General features: G+C 60.3%; 14 protein-coding genes. 3 read left to right on the top strand and 11 right to left on the bottom strand.

Annotated elements, in window-relative coordinates:
- The first annotated feature begins 119 nt into the window (after positions 1-119).
- Positions 120-1,043 (top strand): OmpA family protein, encoded by a 924-nt coding sequence (locus ACFC20_RS11290; protein ID WP_375193105.1) that lies wholly within the window; start codon positions 120-122, stop codon positions 1,041-1,043.
- 5 nt (positions 1,044-1,048) lie between these two features.
- Here ACFC20_RS11290 and ACFC20_RS11285 read toward each other — a convergent pair whose 3' ends face one another.
- On the bottom strand, positions 1,049-1,975 hold the full coding sequence (locus ACFC20_RS11285) for a histone deacetylase family protein (RefSeq protein WP_375193104.1): 927 nt from the start codon (positions 1,973-1,975) through the stop codon (positions 1,049-1,051).
- Positions 1,976-2,177: 202 nt separating this feature from the next.
- Between ACFC20_RS11285 and ACFC20_RS11280 the strand changes: the two genes are divergently transcribed.
- The gene (locus ACFC20_RS11280; protein WP_375193103.1) at positions 2,178-4,922 is read left to right on the top strand and encodes a GNAT family N-acetyltransferase; all 2,745 of its coding nucleotides are present in this window, start codon (positions 2,178-2,180) and stop codon (positions 4,920-4,922) included.
- 16 nt (positions 4,923-4,938) lie between these two features.
- Here ACFC20_RS11280 and rdgC read toward each other — a convergent pair whose 3' ends face one another.
- The 8 genes from rdgC to ACFC20_RS11240 form a co-directional block, all read right to left on the bottom strand.
- The gene (rdgC, locus tag ACFC20_RS11275) at positions 4,939-5,865 is read right to left on the bottom strand and encodes a recombination-associated protein RdgC (RefSeq protein WP_375193102.1); all 927 of its coding nucleotides are present in this window, start codon (positions 5,863-5,865) and stop codon (positions 4,939-4,941) included.
- A gap of 111 nt (positions 5,866-5,976) precedes the next feature.
- Positions 5,977-6,177 (bottom strand): DUF2788 domain-containing protein, encoded by a 201-nt coding sequence (locus ACFC20_RS11270; RefSeq protein WP_091992151.1) that lies wholly within the window; start codon positions 6,175-6,177, stop codon positions 5,977-5,979.
- Between the two features lie 24 nt (positions 6,178-6,201).
- Positions 6,202-6,972, bottom strand: a complete 771-nt coding sequence (gene yaaA, locus ACFC20_RS11265; protein ID WP_375193101.1) for a peroxide stress protein YaaA — start codon at positions 6,970-6,972, stop codon at positions 6,202-6,204.
- A 12-nt stretch (positions 6,973-6,984) separates the two neighbouring features.
- Positions 6,985-7,218: a glutaredoxin family protein gene (locus ACFC20_RS11260; protein WP_375193100.1), complete on the bottom strand. Its 234-nt coding sequence runs from the start codon at positions 7,216-7,218 to the stop codon at positions 6,985-6,987.
- Positions 7,218-7,967: a YciK family oxidoreductase gene (locus tag ACFC20_RS11255; protein WP_375193099.1), complete on the bottom strand. Its 750-nt coding sequence runs from the start codon at positions 7,965-7,967 to the stop codon at positions 7,218-7,220. The genes ACFC20_RS11260 and ACFC20_RS11255 overlap by 1 nt, the downstream gene beginning before the upstream one ends.
- A gap of 57 nt (positions 7,968-8,024) precedes the next feature.
- Positions 8,025-8,693, bottom strand: a complete 669-nt coding sequence (gene gph / locus ACFC20_RS11250) for a phosphoglycolate phosphatase (RefSeq protein WP_375193098.1) — start codon at positions 8,691-8,693, stop codon at positions 8,025-8,027.
- Entirely contained in the window at positions 8,683-9,399 is a 717-nt protein-coding gene (ubiG, locus tag ACFC20_RS11245; protein ID WP_091992156.1) for a bifunctional 2-polyprenyl-6-hydroxyphenol methylase/3-demethylubiquinol 3-O-methyltransferase UbiG, read from the bottom strand. The genes gph and ubiG overlap by 11 nt, the downstream gene beginning before the upstream one ends.
- A 34-nt stretch (positions 9,400-9,433) precedes the next feature.
- A complete protein-coding gene (locus ACFC20_RS11240; protein ID WP_375193097.1) occupies positions 9,434-10,771 on the bottom strand; it encodes a TRZ/ATZ family hydrolase in 1,338 nt (445 codons plus the stop codon).
- A 110-nt stretch (positions 10,772-10,881) separates the two neighbouring features.
- Between ACFC20_RS11240 and mtnA the strand changes: the two genes are divergently transcribed.
- Positions 10,882-11,940 (top strand): S-methyl-5-thioribose-1-phosphate isomerase, encoded by a 1,059-nt coding sequence (gene mtnA / locus ACFC20_RS11235; protein WP_375193096.1) that lies wholly within the window; start codon positions 10,882-10,884, stop codon positions 11,938-11,940.
- 14 nt (positions 11,941-11,954) lie between these two features.
- Here the strand turns inward: mtnA and ACFC20_RS11230 are convergent, their stop codons facing one another.
- Entirely contained in the window at positions 11,955-12,743 is a 789-nt protein-coding gene (locus ACFC20_RS11230; protein ID WP_375193095.1) for a helix-turn-helix domain-containing protein, read from the bottom strand.
- Between the two features lie 23 nt (positions 12,744-12,766).
- The gene (locus ACFC20_RS11225; RefSeq protein WP_375193094.1) at positions 12,767-14,947 is read right to left on the bottom strand and encodes a carboxy terminal-processing peptidase; all 2,181 of its coding nucleotides are present in this window, start codon (positions 14,945-14,947) and stop codon (positions 12,767-12,769) included.
- Positions 14,948-15,125 lie beyond the last annotated feature (178 nt).

The following is a 15,125-nucleotide window of genomic DNA, read 5'->3' as shown; positions in this document are numbered from 1 at the left end:
GAAAATTTGGCGGATTATACCAGATCGGGCCCGCGATTGTTTTCTGGTTAAGCCCTAAAGACACCGGCGAATCGGCCGTTAACCGGGGTATACCGATTTGGATTCAAGCAGCCATGGCCATGCCGATAAGATCCCCTGATTTCAAACGATCACTGTTGCTGGCGGCCGGCGTGTTGGCCGGTGCGTCTACTCCCCTGGCGGTGCAGGCCACCAGCTATGGCGCCGGCATTGAGAACAGCCAGTGGTATCTGTCCGAGTCTGTGTTCGAGTGTCGCCTGGTACACGAGGTGCCCGGCTACGGACGCGCGGTATTCAACCACCGCGCCGGCGAGGACCTGTCGTTTTTCCTGGAGGCGAGTACGCCTCTGATGCGGCCGGGTCGTGGCGATCTGGTCGTTGAGGCGCCGGTATGGAGACCTGGAATCGCTCCCAGACCCGTGGCCAGCGTCAATGTCGCGGAGGGCAACAGACAGGTCTCGCTGGGAACCCGCCAGGCCCACGTTCTGGCACACAGCCTGCTGGATGGCATGCGACCCACGATTACTCGCGAGGCCTGGTTTGACGACCGACCGGTGCGGGTGCAGGTGTCCAACATCAACTTTGCGGGCGAGTTCGAGCGCTATCAGCGCTGCACTTCGAACCTGCTGCCGGTGAACTTTGATCAGATCCAGCGTTCCAGAATTCCGTTTGGCAGCGGCAGCACCAGCCTGTCAGACGCCGACCGGAAACTGCTCGATAATATCGTGTCCTATGTGATGGCGGACTCAACGGTGGAGCGCATCTTTGTGGACGGTCACAGTGACAGCATCGGAAGCCGGATCGACAACAGGGCGCTCTCGGAGGAGCGGGCCAATGTGGTGGCCGACTACCTCAAGGCCAGTGGCATCGACGAAAACATGATTACCGTCCGGGCGCATGGCGACCAGTACCCGGCATCCAATCGCCCGGCAGATAACCGGCGCACCAATATCCGCCTGCAGAGGGCCGGCGACCGGCCAGAGTTGCAGCAGGCCACGGGCTACGGTGGGGAGCCGACGGGGTAAGGGCGTCAGTAGACGGAATCGAGCACTTCCAGGTGGGCGTTGACACTCTCGGCCAGCGCCCGCAGGTGATACCCGCCCTCCAGGGTTGAAATAATCCGGTCGTTGCTGTGCTCGTGGGCGACGCCCACAATCAATTCCGTCAGCCAGCGATAGTCGTCGGTTTCCAGATTGAGCTCGGCCATGGGGTCCAGCCTGTGGGCGTCGAAGCCCGCAGAAATCAGAATCAGCTGTGGCTTGAAGTCATTCAGCCTCTCCATCCAGCCATCCTGTACTCGCTGACGGTATTCCTCCGACGAACAATCGGCGGCAATGGGGATGTTCACGATGTTGCCCGCCTGCCTGTGCACATGCGAGTGGGGGTAGAACGGGTGCTGGAAGCTTGAACACATCAGGATGCGCTCATCGCCGCCCACAATATCGACGGTGCCGTTGCCCTGGTGCACATCAAAGTCGATGATGGCGACACGCTCCAGGTGGTGAAACGTCAGCGCCCGCATGGCCGCAATGGCCACGTTGTTGTAGAAGCAGAAGCCCATGGATTTCGACCGCTCCGCATGGTGCCCCGGTGGACGCGCGCAGACAAAGGCGTTGGTCACCTGGCTGCTCATCACCATATCAACCGCCTGCACGTTGGCTCCGGCGGCCAGCCTGGCGGCCCGTAAGGTGTCTGGCATCATTGCGGTGTCCGGGTCGGTGAACACTCGGCCCCGAGTCGGCTGCATCAGGTCTAGCTGGTGCAGGTATTTCTCAGGATGCACCATCAGCAGTTGGTCGCGGGTTGCCTCTTCGGGGCGCACCCAGTCGAGTTTCTGGTCCAGTCCGGTGTCGGCCAGGTAACTGATGATTGCAGCCAGCCGTTCCGGACTCTCCGGATGCTCAGGCCCCATGTTGTGCTTCATGAAATCATCGTGGGAAAAAAATGCCGTGGTCATACGTTCGGACTGTCCTGGATGTACTTATATTTTCTTTTACTCTATCAGGGATACCCGTGGGGTGCCGTGTTTCTTTGGTCTTATAGGGGTGATAGACGTTTTACATCGTCCGCTCTGTGCCTAAGATAGGAGGACACATAGAAGCGACCGCTGCCCTTTATAGGCCAAAGGAGCGGTCGACCGATCGCCAAGGAGAGACCGCTTGAGTACCCGTTACCTGGAAAGCCTGTTTAACCCTGCATCCATTGCGGTGATAGGCGCGTCGGAGCGGGCTGACAACCTGGGCGGCATGGTGCTGCGGAACCTGATGGGCGGCGGCTACCCCGGGCGCTTGCTGGTGGTCAACCAGAACGACTACGACAACGTGCACGGTGTGCCCTGCGTGCGCCGCGTCTCGAAGATGGATTTTTGCCCGGACCTGGCCATCATCTGCACGCCGCCCGATACGGTGGCCAAAACCATCAAGAAACTCGGTGAGGCCGGGGTGCGCACTGCCATCGTGATGACCGGCGGCATGTCGCGTACCCACAGCAAGACCGGCCAGCCGCTGATGTATGCGGTGCGGGAAGCGGCGAGGGAAACCGGCATTCGTGTGCTCGGCCCCAACACCATCGGCCTGATGGTGCCTGCCCGCAGCCTCAACGCAACCTATGCCCACATGGGCGCTATCCCGGGTCGGGTGGCGTTTGTGGGGCAGTCCGGCACCATTGCCAGTTCGGTTCTGGACTGGGCTTTCGCCCGGGGTGTCGGGTTCTCCTATTTCCTGACCCTCGGCGATGGCATGGACATTGATCACGACGATCTGATCGATTACCTGGCCCAGGACACCCAGACCCGCGCCATTCTGCTGCACATCGAGAACATACCGAATGCCCGGCGATTCATGTCGGCGGTTCGTGTGGCCTCCCGCACCAAGCCGGTGATTGCCGTGAAATCCGGCCGGGTACCCGAATCCGAGTGGTTCCCCCATGAGCTGCCCGCGGGCCTGAAGCGCAGCGATCCGATATACGACGCCATGCTGCAGCGGGCCGGTGTGCTCCGGGTTGACGGTCTGGGCCAGATGTTTGACGCCCTGGAGACGCTGACGCGGATGCGCCCGTTGCGCAGGGAATCCCTCGCGATCATGGCCAATGGCGTGGGGCCGGGTGTGCTGGCGGTGGACCGGCTGGCGGATCTGGGCGGCGAACTGGCCCGTTTGTCCGAAACCAGCATTGAAGCGCTTGCCGAACTCCTGCCCCCATACTGGACCCGGAAGAACCCGATTGACCTTAATTACGACGCCTCGCCGGAACTCTATGGTAAAGCCATCAAGATCCTGGCCCGGGATCCGGAAGTGGCCAATGTGCTGGTGATGTATGCGCCCAGCCTCACTGAAGACAGCCTGAGAATCGCAGACGCGGTGGTCCAGGCGTCCAAGGGCACCCGGTTGAACGTGTTCACCTGCTGGCTCGGCCAGAGCACGGTGATGGATTCGAGGGAGGAGTTCTACCGGGCCGGCCTGCCTTCGTTTTTTAATCCGGAAAAGGCGGTGATGGCGTTCATGCAGCACGTTCGCCACCAGCGGGTCCAGCGACTGCTTACCGAAACACCCGAATCCTTCACCGATCATTTCGCCGATCGCACCCAGACCCGGCGTCTGGTGGCATCCGCCAGGCGTTCGGGACGCTACCATCTTTCCAACCGGGAAGCCCGAGACCTGGTGCGCGATTATGGCATCAGCACCATCGAAACCATGTACTGCGACGACATGGAGGAGGTGCTGGAGGTATTTGCGGTAGAGCGCCGCCCCATCGACATCACCATCATTCACGAGCAGGCCTGCCATCCGTTCCTGGATCTGAGCCCGACCCAGCGCCGCTATAAGGGGACCGTCCAGAAGCTCAACAGCGAGGCTGCCATCATGGATTCCTGCCGCTACCTGATGGACGAGTACCGCAAGCATTTTCCCGACAGCGGTTTTCTCGGCTTTGCGGTTCAGCGTTCCTACCAGCACGTGGGCGGTATCGAGTTCAGTGTCGGTATTACCCGGGACCCCCTGTTTGGTCCGCTGGTGGTGTGTGGCGCCGCCGGCGCACAGATCAACGTGATGACCGACCGGCAGATTGCACTGCCGCCGCTGAACATGGTGCTTGCCCGCGAGCTTTTGCGCCGTACCTACATGTACAAGCTGCTCAAGGAGCACAGTCTGAAGCCGGAGGAGGATATCCGGGCGGTCTCCGAGACCCTGGTGACACTCTCACAGATCGTCATCGACATTCCTGAAATCCAGGGCCTGGAAATTTCACCGCTGCTGTTCAACGAGCAGGGCGCGGTGGCGGTGAACATTGCCATTGATCTGTCGGACAAGCCCGGCAAGCCCATTATCCAGCCTTACCCGCGAGAGCTTGAGGAGTGGATCGTGCTGCCGAAATCCGGCCGGAGGGTGATCATCCGTCCCGTGCTGGCCGAGGACGAGCCCGCCCACCGGGCCTTTCACGAACTGCAGTCGCCGGAGTCCATCCGTTACCGGTTCTTCCAGTATCGCAAGCACTTCTCCCGGGAAGACGTCGCCCAGATGGTGCAGATCGACTACGACCGGGAGATGGTGTTCATTGCCAACGCGCCCCGGGAGGACGGCGAGGGTGAGGAAACCCTGGGCACCGTGCGCACCTGGACAGACGCCGACAACCTGCAATGTGAGTTTGCCGTAATGGTGCACGACAAGATGAAGGGCGAGGGGTTGGGCGTCGCGCTGATGCAGAAAATGATTGATTACTGCAGGGCCAGGGGCACCATGGAAATGGTGGGCAACGTGTTGCCCGACAACCGCCCGATGCTGCAACTGGCCGAACACCTGGGGTTCGAGATCAAGTTCAATACCCAGGAAGAAGTCATGGATTTGCGTCTGGTGCTGAACGAGCCGGAAAAGGACTGGCAGCGGGAGCGGCTGGGCAAGAGCGCCCACTGAGGGCGCTCACCGGGATTCACTCTTCAACGATGGCCGAGCGATCCTCGCCACCCAGGGCCTCCAGCAGTCCGGGAATCAGGCGGGACAGCTCCAGGGTCATCAGGGTGAAGGCGGCGTCGAACTTGGCGACAGCGTCGTCCACGTCGACATCGTCGAGCTGCTCCTGCAGCGTTTCGCCGAACTTCAGGCGACGAATGCCCAGCTCTTCATCCAGCACGAATGAGACGTTGTCGTCCCAGGTCAGGGCAAGTTTGGTGACCTGCATTCCGGCGTCGAGGTGATTGCGAATCTCGTCGGCCCTCAGATCCAGGCCCTTGCAGCGCACCACGCCGCCATCTTCCGACGGGTCTTTCAATTCGCACTCGTTGCCCAGAACAATGCTTCCGGGCAGATCGATGGTTTCATTAAGCCACCCGGTGAAGGTAAACGCCGGTGCCTGTTCCACGGCTGGAGGCCGAACCGGCAGCGAACCCAGGCTCTTGCGCAGGGTAGACGCCAGGTCTTCGGCCTGTTTCGCCGAGCCGGCATCCACCACCAGAACGCCGTCCTGTGGTGCCAGGTAGGCATAACAGCGCCGGTTTCTGGAGAAGGCCTGGGGCAGCATTTCCAGCATGACCTGTTCCTTGATCTCGTCTTTTTCCTTGCGCCGGACCTTTCGGCTCTGTTCAAACTCGATGGCTTCGGCCCGCTCTTCAACGGCCTCCTTGACCACCGGGCCGGGGAGGATTTTTTCCTCTTTGCGCAGCGCAATCAGGTGATAGCCACCGGCGCTGTGCACCAGCATTTCTCCGTGTTTGCCCAGGGGAGGCACCCAGCCCTGGCGGCTCGTTTCCTGAGGTCCGCAGGGTTTGAAGGCATCCGCCCCCAGCTTTTCCTCGAGTTCTTCAGCGGTAATGGCGAAGGGCTTGGTAAAACGGAATACGCGGGCATTACGAAACCACATCAGGCTCGGTCCTTGCTGTTTATTTGCATCGATCTGAACCGGTGACGGTTCGAAAAACGGAGAGGGATGATACGGCCACCGGGCAGTGGCCGTAAAGTGACGGTTCTGGCGCTAGATCTGCATGATCTCGACAAGTACGGTCTTCACGATAAAACCCACCACACCGGCCCCCAGCACGGTAAACAGGGCGATGGTGCCAAACCGGCCGGCCTGGGATTTCTTGGCGAGGTCCCAAACGATGAACCCCATCCAGACAATCAGTCCGGTCAGGAACACCAGCAGCGCGAGTTGCGAAAAGACGGCTTCGTTCATTGCTTGCTCCGATATCAACGTGGATTACTGTTCGTCACGCAGGAAAACCCAGTTGTTGTTATCGGATTGGTCTTCACTGAAATAATAGCCTTCGAGGTTGAAGCCTTTCAGGTCGTTGGCCTGGGTGATGCGGTTCTGGATGGCATAGCGGCACATCAGACCCCGGGCCTTCTTGGCATAGAAGCTGATCATCTTGTACTGCCCGTTCTTCCAGTCCTTGAATTGCGGGGTTACCAGGCGGCCATCCAGCTCTTTCTTTTTAACCGACTTGAAGTATTCGTTGGAGGCCAGGTTCACCAGCACCCCGTCGTCCGCTGCCAGCAGGCGATTGATTTCCTCGGTTATCTTGCTGCCCCAGAACTCGTACAGGTCCTTGCCTCGCTTGTTTTCAAAGCGGGTGCCCATCTCCAGCCGATAGGGCTGCATCAGGTCGAGCGGTTTCAACACACCATACAGCCCGGACAGCATGCGCAGGTGATTCTGGGCGAACTCGAAATCCTGTTCGCTGAAGCTTTCTGCGTCCAGGCCGGTGTAAACGTCGCCCTTGAAGGCCAGTACTGCCTGCCGGGCGTTTTCCGGGGTAAATGGCGTGTGCCAGTTCTGAAACCGTTCGGCGTTCAGTTGGCCAAGTTTGTCACTGATGCTCATCAGGTTGCTGATCTGGTGTGGCTCCAGCTCCTTGAGCTGATCGACCAGTTCGCAGGCGTCGTCGAGAAAATCCGGCTGGGTGTAGCGCTCCGTTGCCAGCGGGCTCTCGTAATCAAGCGTTTTTGCAGGGGAAATAACCATCAACATGTCAGGCAATCCTCATTGCAGGAATGTGAGTAATTCATCCCTGGTAAACGGCCAGTCCAGCTCCGCACCGGTGTCGTTGCGTCTGAGCACCGGTATACGGGTGCCGTAGCGTGCCACCAGCTCTTCGGACTGGGCAATGTCCACCACATCGACCGGAATCGGTTCCGGCATGGGCGTGTTAACAAGCAGGGCTTCGGCCAGTTCGCACAGATGGCACTGGCTCGTGGTGTAGAAGAACAGTTCCATTACTTTGGCTGGGCATCCAGCTTCTGGCCGTTTACACCCTCGCTGTCCTTGCCCATGAGATACAGATAAACCGGCATCAGATCTTCCGGGGCAGGATTCTGCTGCGGGTTCTCTGCCGGGTACGCATGGGCTCTCATGTTGGTACGCGTCGCGCCCGGGTTCAGACTGTTTACCCGAATGTTGTGGCGGTCGTCGTCCAGTTCCTCCGACAGCAGCTGGCTCAGGCCTTCTACTGCAAACTTGGACACCGCATAGGCGCCCCAATAGGCCTTGGCTTTCCGGCCTACGCCGGAGGACGTGAAGATCACCGAGGCGTTATCGGATTTGCGAAGCAGGGGGATCATGGCCCGGCTCAGCAGAAACGGCGCCGTTGCATTCACGTGCATGACCTTGTTCCAGGTCTCCGGGTCGTAGAGCTCAACGGGGCTGCGATCACCCAGAATGGCCGCGTTATGCAGCAGGCCATCCAGTTGCCCGAAGTTGTCTTCCAGGGTCATGGCCAGTTCTTCGTAATCCTTGACCGCGGCCCCTTCAAAGTTCATGGGAACGATCGCGGGTTTGGGATGGCCAGCTGCCTCAATCTCGTCGTAAACCGTTTCGAGCTTGCTGACGGTACGCCCTACCAGAATGACGGTCGCGCCGTGGGCGGCGTAGGCCTTCGCGGCTGCCCGGCCAATACCACTACCCGCGCCCGTCACCATGATGATGCGGTCTTTCAGAAGATCGGCGGGTGCCTGGTAATCCTGCATAACCTGTCTCCGTGTCGAGCTGTGTGCGGTTGGAAACCGCGTCCTGAAAATAAGCGCTTATTGTAACAGCTTTGCCAGGTCTCTGACGGTATCGGCGATCAGGTCCGCTTGCCAGAGATCAACGCGCTCCGGCTCCTCAATGTAGCCATAGCGCACGGCCACGGTTCGCATTCCGGCGTTTCGACCGGCCTCAATGTCGCGCTCGTGGTCACCCACGTACAGGCCGGTACCGGGCTCGGTGCCGATCTGGCGGCAGGCCAGGATCAGCGATTCGGGATGGGGCTTGCGGTGTGTAACATGATCGGGGCAGACCAGTGTGGCGCAGCGGGAGGACAACCCAAGTGCCTCAATGAGCGGAACGGCAAAGCGGGCGGGCTTGTTGGTCACAATTCCCCAGGGGATTCCCCGATGCTCCAGCGCCTGCAGGAGCTCCTCCATACCTTCGAACAGTCGGGTTTCCTCGGCAACGCCTGCTTCATAAAGGTCCAGGAACGCCGTGTGCTTTTCCAGATAATCCGGATGCTCGGGTTCCAGCCCGAAACCGACCCGGATCATGGCGCGGGCGCCGTTGGAAACGGAGCGTCGGATCTGCTCCGCTGGCAACGGTGCCAAACCGTGTTGCAGGCGCAGCTGGTTCAGGCACCGAATGAAATCGGGCGCTGTGTCGATCAGCGTGCCGTCCAGATCGAACAGAACGGCGGAAATCGGGGGCGAATCAGGCGTCACGAGCGTCCCTGGCGTGCATCAGATAGTTAACGTCCACATCCCGGCCGAGCTTGTACACCTTGGTGATCGGGTTGTAGGTCATGCCCGTCAGTTCCCGGACCTCCAGACCCGCGTGGCGCAGATGGTCGGACATCTCGGACGGCCGGATGAATTTCTTCCACTCATGGGTGCCTTTGGGCAGCAGCCTCAGTACGTACTCGGCGCCGACAATGGCAAACAGGAACGACTTCGGGTTGCGATTGATGGTGGAAACGAACATGTGTCCGCCGGGCTTGAGCATGGCCGCGCAGGCTCGAATGACAGAAGCAGGGTCGGGCACGTGCTCGAGCATTTCCAGGCAGGTGACCACATCGTACTGGCCCTTGTGCTCCGGATCATTGGCCAGCTCTTCCACGGTGGTCTGGCGGTAGTCGACGTTCACGCCGCTTTCCATGCCATGCAATCTGGCAACGGACAGGGGCGCTTCACCCATGTCGATACCGGTTACGTGGGCACCTCGCCGGGCCATGCCTTCGGACAGCAGGCCGCCCCCGCATCCCACGTCCAGCGCTCGCTTGCCAGCCAGGGATACCCGTTCGTCGATGTAATTCAGACGCAGCGGGTTGATGTCGTGCAGCGGCTTGAACTCGCTCGTCGGGTCCCACCAGCGGCTGGCGAGCGCCTCGAACTTGGCGATTTCGTTCCGGTCTACATTCTGGTTTGTCATGTTGCTTCTGCCTGATGAATCAATCGGAAATCGGTCAATCGGCCTGACGGCGAATCTGTTCAGCCCAGTCCCGGACCCGGAGCGCAAGATCGGCCACGTCAATCCGGGTTGGGCGGCCGTCCTGTAACTGTGGTACGCCGTTGATCCAGCTATGGCTTACCGCACGGCCATGGTTGCTGTACACCAGATGCGAGGCGGGGTCATATACTGGCTGCAGGAATGGGTCGCTGAGATCTATGGCAATGATATCCGCCAGTTTGCCTTCGGCCAGGGTGCCCAGTTCGTGGCTTCGGCCCAGGGCTCTGGCGCCGTTGATGGTAGCCATCTCGAGGGCCTTGTGGGCCGACAGGGCGGACGCATCGCCGGCCACGACTTTAGCGACCATGGCGGCGGTACTCAGCTCGCCGAACAGGTCCAGGTCGTTGTTGCTGGCCGCGCCGTCCGTGCCTATCGCCACGTTCACGCCGTTATCGAGAAGCCTCTGGACCGGACACAGGCCGCTGGCCAGTTTCAGGTTGGACTCGGGGCAGTGAATCACATGGGCACCGGTTTCGCGGAGCAGGGCCAGGTCGCTGTCATCAATTTGCGTCATGTGTACACACTGGGTATTGGCGCCCAGCAGACCGAGCTCCGCCAGGCGGGCGGTCGGTCGTTGCCCCAGTTTCTCGCTGGCCTCGGCCACTTCAAACGCGGTTTCATGAAGATGGATCTGGATGGGCGCGCCCGTGTCCCGTGACAGGGCCACGGCCTCCTTCAATGGGGCATCGGACACCGTGTAAGGTGCGTGCGGGCCAATCGCCGGTGTGATGTATCGATTCGATTGCCAGGTCTCGATAAACTCGCGGCCTTTTCGCAGGTATTCCTCCGGGCCAGAGCCCCATGGCGTGGGGAAGTCCAGCAGTGGAAAGCAGATCTGGGCACGCATGCCGGCATCGTGTGCCACCTGGGCAGCAACCTCCGGAAAGAAGTACATATCCGAGAAGGTCGTGGTGCCGGTACGCAGCATCTCGGCCATTGCCAACTGGGTGCCGTCGGCGATGAACTGCTCGCTGATGAAACGGCCCTCCGCGGGCCAGATGTGATCGTTCAGCCAGGTCATCAGGGGCAGATCGTCGGCCATGCCGCGGAACAGGGTCATGGCTGCGTGGCCATGCATGTTGATCAGGCCGGGCATTACGACGTGATCGGGCAGGTTCACGGTTTCCCGGGTCCGGTAAAGCCGGTCGGCCTCGGACTGGGAGAGCACCGCCGCAATCCGGTCGCCCTGAAGAATGATCGCCTGATGTTCAAGCACCGTGTCGGCCGGCTCGATCGGGATCAGCCAGCGGGCATTGATGCGGATATCGGCCGCGTTGATGGTGTCTGCCGTCATTGATCCTGCCTTTCAGCGCCCGGTGACTTACCAGCGCATGTCAGAAATGTAGCCCGGAAGTATAACCGTTATACTGGCGGTTTTCAGCGCTTGAAACTGGAGCAAACCACATGGCAAGACAAGGCACCTCTTCCACCGCTATGGGCACAGTGGCGATTCGCTGGCATGGCAGCCGTCTCGAGTTGCTGGACCAGAGGCTGCTGCCCGGGGAGGAGCACTGGATCACTCTCGAGGGGGCTTCCGGGGTGGCCCAGAGTATCCGCGATATGGTGGTTCGGGGGGCGCCCGCTATCGGCATCAGTGCGGCCTATGGGGTGGCCCTGGCGGCCCGGCATGCAGGCGGCGGCGACTGGAAGGCGGAAATCAAGCAGGCGATCCGCGAACTGGCGGCCTCCCGCCCGACGGCGGTCAACCTGTTCTGGGCCCTGCAGCGAATGGAACGTGTGTTTCACGCCTGTCACTCACTGGATGAGGCGGTTAAGCGACTCGCCAGCGAGGCGGAGGCCATTCACCGTGAAGACGTGGAAGCCAATGTGGCCATGGCCGACCATGCCCTGGAGTTGATGGGCCTGGAGAAGCCGGTTTCGGTACTGACCCACTGCAACACCGGCGCACTGGCCACGGGCGGCTATGGAACGGCTCTTGGCGTGATTCGGCGAATGCATGAGAAACAGCTGCTCAAGGAAGTGTTTGCGGATGAAACCCGGCCCTGGTTGCAGGGTAGCCGTCTGACCGCCTGGGAACTGGCCCGGGACCAGATCCCGGTGACCCTGAACGCCGACGGTGCGGCCGCCTCCATTCTGGCCCGCAAGGACGTGCGCTGGGTTATCGTTGGCGCCGACCGCATTACCGCCAACGGCGACGTGGTGAACAAGATCGGCACTTACAGCCTTGCGGTACTGGCACGGCATCACCGGGTCCGCTTTATGGTTGTGGCGCCTTCAAGCACTGTCGACATGTCCCTGCCATCTGGAGCGGAGGTGCCGTTGGAAGAGCGGGATGGCCTGGAAGTGCGCGAGATCCGGGGTATTCCCCTGGCCCCGGAGGGAGTCAATGTGTTCAACCCGGTGTTCGACGTAACGCCCGCCAGCATGATTGATGCGATCGTCACCGAGAAAGGGGTTGTACACAGCCCCAACATCACAGGAATGAAGGCACTGTTTGGCTAAAGGTATGCAGGGGTTCAGGATTCTCCGGAGGGCGGTTTTCTGCCCTTGGGAGCCTGCCCGGCCCTGGTGCTCTCTGAGGGCTGGCCCTGCGTTTGTGCGGCCTTTATCTCGGCCACCTGTCGTTCTTGCTCCTCGACAAAATGCAGTGACATCTCAAAGCTCTGTCGGGTGAACTCGAGCACCCTGCGGAAACCCTCGTCGGACAGGGCGCGGGCGTCGTCGTGGCGCCGGAAAATATTGATGAACTCCCGCTCGCGCTCGAACTGCAATGGCAGTCGGGCGACGCCCCAGTCGTTCAGGATCTGCCAGACCTCAGGATTGTAGTTCCGGGTGGTGCGCATGATGAACGGGATGGGGTCGTTACGGGCGATCAGGGCTGCCAGACGCAGGATCAGCTCGAAAGAGAGGGTGGTTGTGCCGTTTTCAATGGCTTCGAGTACGGACTTGTCCCGGAGATTCAGGGCTTCGCTCATCTCGGAGAGCGTCAGCCCGGCCACCTCACGAATATCCCGTAAGGATTGCCCGGCGGTGAGCATGGCCCGAAGCTGATCCTGTGAATTGATCAGTGCCCGGCCCACCCGCAGCGATGTATCCGTTGCTCTGGCGCCAAAGCGCAGGGCCGAACCGGTAAGGCTGGCCAGCCGGTCGACCAGGCCCTCTGGCGTACGCTCGGCTGCGTCCGGTTTCTCCAGGCCTTCCACTTGTTCCATGGAGCGCATGGCGTGCAGCGCATCCAGGAGCATGTCCTGGAGTACGCGTGCCTTTTGGGGACTGGCCGGCGTTTCCTTTTCCCTGTCAGTCATCGTTCATCCATGGTGGTGCCGGACTATCGTACAGCCGCTGCCGGGGCTTGCACGGCAAACTGCTGCGGGTCCAGGATGGACGCCATTTTCTGATCCAGGTCCAGCATGTCTGCCATGATGTGGCCGCCTTCACGGATAATGAAGTCGAGTTCGTCGTCGGTGGTGTCCGGATCGGCTGCCTGCTGGTCCTGCCAGTCCTCCAGATCTTCCAGAGAGTCGAACGGCTCCTTGCCCTGCAGTTCGCGACGGGCATTGGCGATGGTCAGTCGGGTACGCTCGATCCGCTCGTGCTGGGCCCGCCGCTCTTCGAGGTTCAGGCTGACCGTGTCGGTTTCACGCTGCCTTTCCAGGAAATCGATTTCCTGTTGCAGGAGGCTGAACTCCGGATTGGTGGCGAAACGCTCCTCGTGGCGCTTGCGAAGTTCATCAATGATGCCGCTGAAATCGAAGTAGCGAGTGTGCGGAACCGCTTCGATCTGGTCCCAGGGCAGGGCATGTTCCAGTGCGTCTTCGCCAATCCTGGATTTGTCGATCCGGGACGGGATTTCAATATCAGGAATCACACCCTTGTGCTGGGTGGAGCCGCCAGAGACCCTGTAGAACTTGGACTGGGTGATCTTCAGCTGGCCATGATTCAGGGGCCGCACGGCCTGCACGGTGCCCTTGCCAAAGGTCTGGGAGCCCACAACCAGGCCGCGACCATAATCCTGGATGGCACCGGCGAAGATCTCAGAGGCCGAGGCGCTCATGCGGTTGGTGAGTACAACCAGCGGCCCGTCGTAGGCAACGGAGGGGTCCTCGTCGTTAAGCACCTGGACATCGTTGTTGGCGTTACGGATCTGTACTGTGGGCCCTTTGTCGATGAACAGTCCCACCAGATCGTTGGCCTCGTGCAGGGCGCCGCCACCATTGTTGCGCAGATCGATCACCAGGCCTTCAACGCCCTCGGCTTCCAGCTCGGTGATCAGCTGTCGAACGTCACGGGTGGTGCTCTTGTAATTCGGATCACCGGCCTGCATGGCCTGGAAGTCCGCGTAGAAGGTGGGAATGGTGATCACGCCGATGCGGTAGTCCTTGCCGCCCCGGTTCAGCTGGATTACATCCTTGCTGGCACTCTGTTCCTCGAGCTTCACTTCATCGCGTTTGATGGCAATGGTCTCGGTGATGGTTTCATCCGAGGCGTTGGCCGGAATCACCTCAAGGGTCACGGTAGAATTCCTGGGGCCGCGAATCAGGTCAACCACTTCGTCCAGGCGCCAGCCGATCACGTTCACCGGCTTCTCACCCTCCTGAGCGACCGAGACAATACGGTCCGCGGGCTGCAGTTCGCCCTGCTTGGATGCAGGTCCACCCGGTACCAGTCGCACGACTTTGGTGTACTCGTTGTCCGACTGCAACACAGCGCCGATACCTTCCAGAGACAGGCTCATGTTGATGTTGAAGTTTTCGGACGTACGCGGTGAGAAGTAGGAGGTGTGCGGATCCCACATGCCGGTGAAGGCGTTCATATAGGCCTGGAAGGCGTCTTCACTGCGGGCCTGATAGGCACGCTTTAACTGGCCTTCGTAGCGGCGGCGCAGGGTGTCGGCAATGTCTTCATCTTTGGCTCCGTTCAGGCGCTGGGCCAGAACGGCATTCTTGATGCGCTTGATCCAGAGCTCGTCCAGGGCCTTGGCATCCGGTTCCCAATCGGCTTCGGAACGATCCACGAGGATTCGCTCATTCGAGGAAAAATCCAGAGAGTCCAGGCCGCTGTCGATGGTATTCAGTGCAAACTTCAGGCGCTCGATAATCCGCTGCTGAACCAGATTGTAGATATCAAAGCCCGGCTGCAGTTGGCCGGTCTTGAGTGCAGAGCCCAGTTTGGTGCGTACCTGATCGAATTTCGCAATGTCTTCCTGGGAGAGATAGATCCGTTGTCCGTCCAGGTAATCCAGGTAGGCGTCAAAGACATCGCCGGACAGCTCATCGCTGATTCCCAGATCGCGGAAATGGGTGAACTGAAGCTGTCGAGCAATCAGGATGTTCGCCCGGGCCTGGTCGATGGTTGGAGAAACCGGCTCATACACAGCATTGGCGTCAATTTTCGCCTGCAAACCGAGTGGTGCCGACAGCAGGAGGGCAATCGTGATTGCCTTGCCTACCCCGGTGCGGCGACTGCCTGCCAGGGTGGAACGAGCCGAGATGATTTCCGCAATGGTCATAGAATTACTTACCTGACGGTGGGACAGAGGCCCGATGCTGCTGGCCATTTCCCGTGATCGATTAAAATGATTGTAGGCAAGCGCCACATCGGTTGCCATAGGCGCGGCGTATCGGTTCGTGACAATCTGTCCATGAAGTTGGCAGGTTGGTAACGATGGCACGGGGTAGAGAGGGCCC

This window comes from Marinobacter sp. (assembly GCF_041984545.1).
Lineage (GTDB): Bacteria > Pseudomonadota > Gammaproteobacteria > Pseudomonadales > Oleiphilaceae > Marinobacter.
The sequence above is the reverse complement of the archived record's forward strand: the minus strand, read 5'-3'. Positions and strand labels throughout refer to the sequence as shown.

Excerpts from the sequence above, each read along its gene's own strand:
- ACFC20_RS11290 (WP_375193105.1), top strand. The coding sequence starts at position 120 with ATGCCGATAAGATCCCCTGATTTCAAACGATCACTGTTGCTGGCGGCC.
- ACFC20_RS11285 (WP_375193104.1), bottom strand. The coding sequence starts at position 1,975 with ATGACCACGGCATTTTTTTCCCACGATGATTTCATGAAGCACAACATG.
- rdgC (WP_375193102.1), bottom strand. The coding sequence starts at position 5,865 with ATGTGGTTTCGTAATGCCCGCGTATTCCGTTTTACCAAGCCCTTCGCC.
- ACFC20_RS11270 (WP_091992151.1), bottom strand. The coding sequence starts at position 6,177 with ATGAACGAAGCCGTCTTTTCGCAACTCGCGCTGCTGGTGTTCCTGACC.
- yaaA (WP_375193101.1), bottom strand. The coding sequence starts at position 6,972 with ATGTTGATGGTTATTTCCCCTGCAAAAACGCTTGATTACGAGAGCCCG.
- ACFC20_RS11260 (WP_375193100.1), bottom strand. The coding sequence starts at position 7,218 with ATGGAACTGTTCTTCTACACCACGAGCCAGTGCCATCTGTGCGAACTG.
- ACFC20_RS11255 (WP_375193099.1), bottom strand. The coding sequence starts at position 7,967 with ATGCAGGATTACCAGGCACCCGCCGATCTTCTGAAAGACCGCATCATC.
- ubiG (WP_091992156.1), bottom strand. The coding sequence starts at position 9,399 with ATGACAAACCAGAATGTAGACCGGAACGAAATCGCCAAGTTCGAGGCG.
- ACFC20_RS11240 (WP_375193097.1), bottom strand. The coding sequence starts at position 10,771 with ATGACGGCAGACACCATCAACGCGGCCGATATCCGCATCAATGCCCGC.
- mtnA (WP_375193096.1), top strand. The coding sequence starts at position 10,882 with ATGGCAAGACAAGGCACCTCTTCCACCGCTATGGGCACAGTGGCGATT.
- ACFC20_RS11230 (WP_375193095.1), bottom strand. The coding sequence starts at position 12,743 with ATGACTGACAGGGAAAAGGAAACGCCGGCCAGTCCCCAAAAGGCACGC.
- ACFC20_RS11225 (WP_375193094.1), bottom strand. The coding sequence starts at position 14,947 with ATGACCATTGCGGAAATCATCTCGGCTCGTTCCACCCTGGCAGGCAGT.